The 4580-nt window shown below is 59.8% G+C and carries 7 protein-coding genes; 6 read left to right on the forward strand and 1 reads right to left on the reverse strand.

What is annotated here, in order from left to right:
- Positions 1-49: 49 nt before the first annotated feature.
- Both ACILRA_RS20195 and ACILRA_RS20200 read left to right on the forward strand, forming a co-directional pair.
- Positions 50-676, forward strand: a complete 627-nt coding sequence (locus ACILRA_RS20195; protein WP_395663851.1) for a TetR/AcrR family transcriptional regulator — start codon at positions 50-52, stop codon at positions 674-676.
- A 548-nt stretch (positions 677-1224) separates the two neighbouring features.
- Complete coding sequence (locus ACILRA_RS20200; RefSeq protein WP_395663852.1) at positions 1225-1698, forward strand: Spy/CpxP family protein refolding chaperone; 474 nt, start codon at positions 1225-1227, stop codon at positions 1696-1698.
- 310 nt (positions 1699-2008) lie between these two features.
- Here the strand turns inward: ACILRA_RS20200 and ACILRA_RS20205 are convergent, their stop codons facing one another.
- Positions 2009-2710 carry a VIT family protein gene (locus ACILRA_RS20205; protein WP_395663853.1) on the reverse strand — a complete coding sequence of 234 codons (702 nt, stop codon included), beginning with the start codon at positions 2708-2710 and terminating at the stop codon, positions 2009-2011.
- Positions 2711-2948: 238 nt separating this feature from the next.
- On the opposite strand from ACILRA_RS20205, the gene ACILRA_RS20210 reads away from it, so the two are divergent.
- The 4 genes from ACILRA_RS20210 to ACILRA_RS20225 all read left to right on the forward strand — a co-directional run bounded on the left by ACILRA_RS20210 (position 2949) and on the right by ACILRA_RS20225 (position 4383).
- Positions 2949-3113: a DUF3309 family protein gene (locus ACILRA_RS20210; RefSeq protein ID WP_395663854.1), complete on the forward strand. Its 165-nt coding sequence runs from the start codon at positions 2949-2951 to the stop codon at positions 3111-3113.
- A gap of 152 nt (positions 3114-3265) precedes the next feature.
- On the forward strand, positions 3266-3469 hold the full coding sequence (locus ACILRA_RS20215) for a CsbD family protein (protein WP_395663855.1): 204 nt from the start codon (positions 3266-3268) through the stop codon (positions 3467-3469).
- Between the two features lie 141 nt (positions 3470-3610).
- Complete coding sequence (locus ACILRA_RS20220) at positions 3611-3967, forward strand: hypothetical protein (RefSeq protein ID WP_395663856.1); 357 nt, start codon at positions 3611-3613, stop codon at positions 3965-3967.
- A 2-nt stretch (positions 3968-3969) separates the two neighbouring features.
- Positions 3970-4383, forward strand: a complete 414-nt coding sequence (locus ACILRA_RS20225; RefSeq protein WP_395663857.1) for a phage holin family protein — start codon at positions 3970-3972, stop codon at positions 4381-4383.
- Positions 4384-4580: the final 197 nt, after the last annotated feature.

Raw genomic sequence — 4580 nt, forward strand, 5'->3', positions numbered from 1 at the left:
TTTTAACATACCGTCCGTATGTTTAACCCGATACTAACATACGGACCGTATGTCAACCATCCAACGTGCCACCCGTGCCGAGGCAGCCGAACAGACGGCGGCGCGGCTTGTCGCCACCGCCCGCCGCGCCTTCGCTGAGAGGGGATTCGCGCGGGTCTCGCTCGATGCGCTGGCTGCCGAGACGGGCGTCACGCGCGGCGCGCTGCATCACCACTTCACCAACAAGTCCGGCCTGTTCGAAGCGGTGCTGCGCGCCGTGGATGCCGAGATCGCCCAGGAACTCGACCGCCTCTACGAGGCCGAGAAAGACCGCTGGAAGGCCCTGCGCAGCTGCTTCCACGCCTATCTCGACCTCGCCCTGCGACCGGACCGCCGGCGCATCCTGTTCCGGGATGCGCCCGCCGTGCTCGGCACACGCACCTTCGAAATCCTCATGGCGTCAGGTTTCGGCCCGATGGTGAGCGACCTGCGTGGCCTCGTTGCTGAAGGCCGCATCCGCACGATCGACCCCGAGGCCGTGGCGCATGCCCTGAACGGCGTCGTCATGGCGCAGGTGATGTGGCTTGCCGAAGCCGAAGACAATGACGGAGACCGCCTCGCCGCCGCCCACGCCGCACTCGACGCCGTCTTCGACGGACTGACGGCAGGCTCTCAATTCCATTGCGAGGCTTCGTAGTCCCGGGGAGGCCTGGCTCTTTCTGCCCTCGTCACCTTGCCAAAGCGAACGCAACTGCGGACCTTGGGCCGGGGAGCCCACGCAGCCGAATGCCGATGACGGCCTCGAACATGCGAGGATGAAACGGCGCATCAACAAACCGTATGAGCACGGTTTCGCTTATAGACATATGCATGAACATGCATATTATATAGACTGGTAAGCAAGCCACGCATGTGCCTCGGCCGGCGCCAGACCCTGTGATGGCGCAGCCGGATGCGGCGTCGCGGCAGATGCCTTCAACTTTGTGGACTCCTACCACAAAATTTTGTGGCGAAGTTCTGATCTGCATCAATGCAGCCCATGTCAGAGATCGGATGATCTGCATCCAAGACGGGGCCTTACCCCGCTGCTTCATGCGCATCAAAGCAACTTGCTCCTGCGGCAGAGCACGAATGCGCCAGTCGACATGACAATTTCTGAGATGAGGAGGCTAGAAAATGATCTTTACGCGAACAAGGATGATGGTTGTTGCCGGCGTGCTGGCCGCAGGGCTTTCCGCTCCTGCCATGGCCGACAGCGATGACAACGGCTGGTGGCCCCGCTGGGACATGGGACGGGGAATGATGGATGGCTGGGGATGGGGAGGCCCGATGATGGGCTATGGCCCCGACGCCATGCTGGACCGGATTGACGGGCGTCTTGCCTATATGAAGACCGAACTCAAGATCACCGGCGCGCAGACTGTGGCATGGGATGAGCTTGCCAAGGTAATCCACGATACCGCTGAAACCCACAATGCGCTGATGAGGGAAATGATGAAGGACGTGCGCAGCGGCGACTTCCTCAAACAGCCCCTTCCCGAACGCCTCACAGTTCAACAAACACACATGGAAGCCCGGCTCGAGCAGATCAAAGCCGTGAGGGCTGCTGTCGACAAGCTCTATGCCCTGCTGGACGTTGACCAGAAAAAGACCGCCGACGAAATTGTCCTGCCAAGCATGGGAATGGGCATGGGGCGCGGCATGATGCGCTGGAACTGAGTACGGGGAAATTTCGTCCAAGTGCTGTCCATGCCATGGACGCCCTTCGTGGCGACGGCAGTTGATGCCGATGCTCTCCCGTTGAAGCGCTCGAATGGACTTGCCTGAGCTACGCCACCAGAACGCTCAGAAGGAACGATGCCCAAGGCGTGCAACGCATGACGACGATGGACGTAAGGCACGGGATCGGCACGCTGGCTGCAGCGGGTTGGTGTGGAAGCGATCCTCGGGCTGCCGTCAGAGCATGATCGCCAAAAGTGAAAGGCATTTCTGCGGCAAGACCATGCTCAGAAAATTGAGTTTGCGCGCGTCATATCACGGTGCCAAACAGCGCTCCGATGACCGCTGTCAGGCCCATTGCCAGCGCCCCCCAGAATGTCACACGAAAGGTCGCCTTCCAGACATTTGCGCCGCCAGTCCTTGCGCCGACTGCGCCAAGAAGTGCGAGGAACAGAAGAGAGGCAATCGAAACGCCCATCACCAAGTAAGTTGACGGCATCAGCAGCACTATGGCGAGCGGCATGGCGGCACCGATAGCAAAGGTTGCAGCGGAGGTGAGCGCCGCCTGGATCGGGCGTGCCGCCGTCACTTCGGAAATTCCAAGTTCATCGCGTGCGTGCGTACCCAATGCGTCTTTCGCCATGAGCTGATCAGCGACCTGACGCGCCAGTTCCGCCGATACACCACGCTGGATGTAGATCTGCGCCAGTTCTTCGCGTTCGACTTCAGGCTGGTCAACCAGTTCAGCACGCTCACGCGCCAGGTCTGCCTGCTCTGTGTCGGATTGGGAACTCACGGACACATACTCGCCAGCTGCCATGGACATGGCTCCGGCAACCAATCCAGCGACGCCCGCAACAAGCACCTCTGAGCTGCTTGCCGACGCGGCCGCCACACCAACGATCAAGCTCGCCGTCGAGACGATCCCGTCATTTGCACCCAGCACGGCCGCACGCAACCAGCCGATGCGCGACACAAGATGTCTTTCTGTTTGAATATGAAGGCGTGTCATCGTCTGCCTCGGAATAATCTGGAAGCAATGTTATCCTTACCCTGCACTCGATCCTAGCAGAAACGCCGCAAATTCAGCGATGCCGCAACACCCCGCTGCCCGGGATGACGGATCCGCGGCAGACACTACGCTACGGAATTTATATTCGAATTGATAGATATCAAGGCACACCGGGAAAACAGCGCGCTACATGTCATTGACGTGCCGCTGGTATAAACTGAACCAGGAGCCCAGATCGATGTCGATAGGCACCATTCTATTGATCATTCTGGTCATCTTCTTGCTGGGTGGCTTTAGTGGATTTCGTGGTGGCCCCGGCTATGGCTTCGGCCACGGCTTGAACGGCGCCGTTGGCCTTCTGCTGCTCATCGTCCTTGTTCTGGTGCTGCTCGGCCGGATCTGAATTCGCCATTCGGCGGCTGGCATCACTTGGTCGCCAGCACGTTAAGAACTGACTGACTGTCTTTGAGCGGGCGGCGTGCCGCAGCCTGCATTGAACTTAGGATTGGGCGCCGGTTCAGGCAAGTCATCCATGGCGCCCTGATGGAGAGATCGATGGACTGGAACCGCGTCGAAGGTAGCTGGAAGCAAGTCAAGGGAACCGTGAAGGAGAAATGGGGAAAGCTGACCGACGACGACCTTGATGTGATCAACGGCCGCCGCGAGCAACTCGAGGGCAAACTCCAGGAGCGTTATGGTTTTGCCAAGGATCAGATCCGCAAGGAGGTTGATGCCTGGTATAGCGCCCAAAAGTGGTGAAACGGGCCCGCTTCTGACGTTCCGCATCCTCTCCATCTGCGCTGACGGAGGGTGATCGTACTTACCGGCATCGTGTTTGGAAGTCCGGCGTCAGCTGGCACTTGGAATACGCCATTCGTTCAGAACAGTGGAGAACACAACATGACAAGCAACGCGACCGACAGGGACTTGAGCGCAGCCGGAACACATATCGGCCAGAGCCTCGATCAGCTCCGCACCGATATCGCAGCCTTATCAGAGACAGTCGCACGTCTTGCATCCGAGGGCGCTGCAAGCACCCGATCGCAGATCCGCGAGTCGACCAGCCGCGCGGCTCGCGGCGCCAGTGCCGCGGGCGAACAGATCTACCAGGACGCCGCTGCTCTGGGGCGGGATGCCGCCGAAACGGCGCATATCGCCACGGCCCAGATCGAATCCCAGATTGCTCGCAATCCGATTACGGCCGTGCTCGTCGCGCTGGGGATCGGCTTTGCAGTTGGTATCATGAGCCGTCGCTGAAAATGAACCCGCTTCTGATGCTCGGTGGACTGGCGGTTGCGAAGAAGAGCATCCACGAGGCTGTGCGCCGCACCGCCCGCGGCGTTGCAGCCTATGCTGTTCTGGCAGTCTTCCTGTTCACGGCCCTGGGTTTCCTGACCGCCGCCTGCTTCCTGTACATCATGTCGATCTGGGGAGCCGTCGCCGCCTCGATGGTTCTGGCGGCAGCCTATGCCATTCTGGGACTGGTTGGTTTCCTGACAATCAGGGTGCAGAATAAGGCTCACCCTTCACCGGAGGCGCTGCCCTTGTCCACGGCAGTCGATCAGCTCACAACCGCGGCAGCAAACCGCGACATGCCAGGTGGCGTGATCGCAGTCGGTTTGTTTGCTGCGGCGGGCTATTTGATGGGCCGATCCATGGCGCGCCGGCGCTGAGCGGCGAGGTTATTCCGCCTGGCCGGAACGCATGCTCAGGTTTCCGAGTGCTGACGCAGCGCAACCAAAAGATCACTGCATGCCACTGATTTATGCGATCGCTTCAACACCGTTCACTTCAGGAGAATTCGGACATGAACTTCTCGAACCTCTTACACTGGGCTATCATCTTTCTGGTCGTTGCGCTGGTGGCCGCA

The sequence above is a fragment of the Aestuariivirga sp. genome (assembly GCF_044239095.1).
Lineage (GTDB): Bacteria > Pseudomonadota > Alphaproteobacteria > Rhizobiales > Aestuariivirgaceae > Aestuariivirga.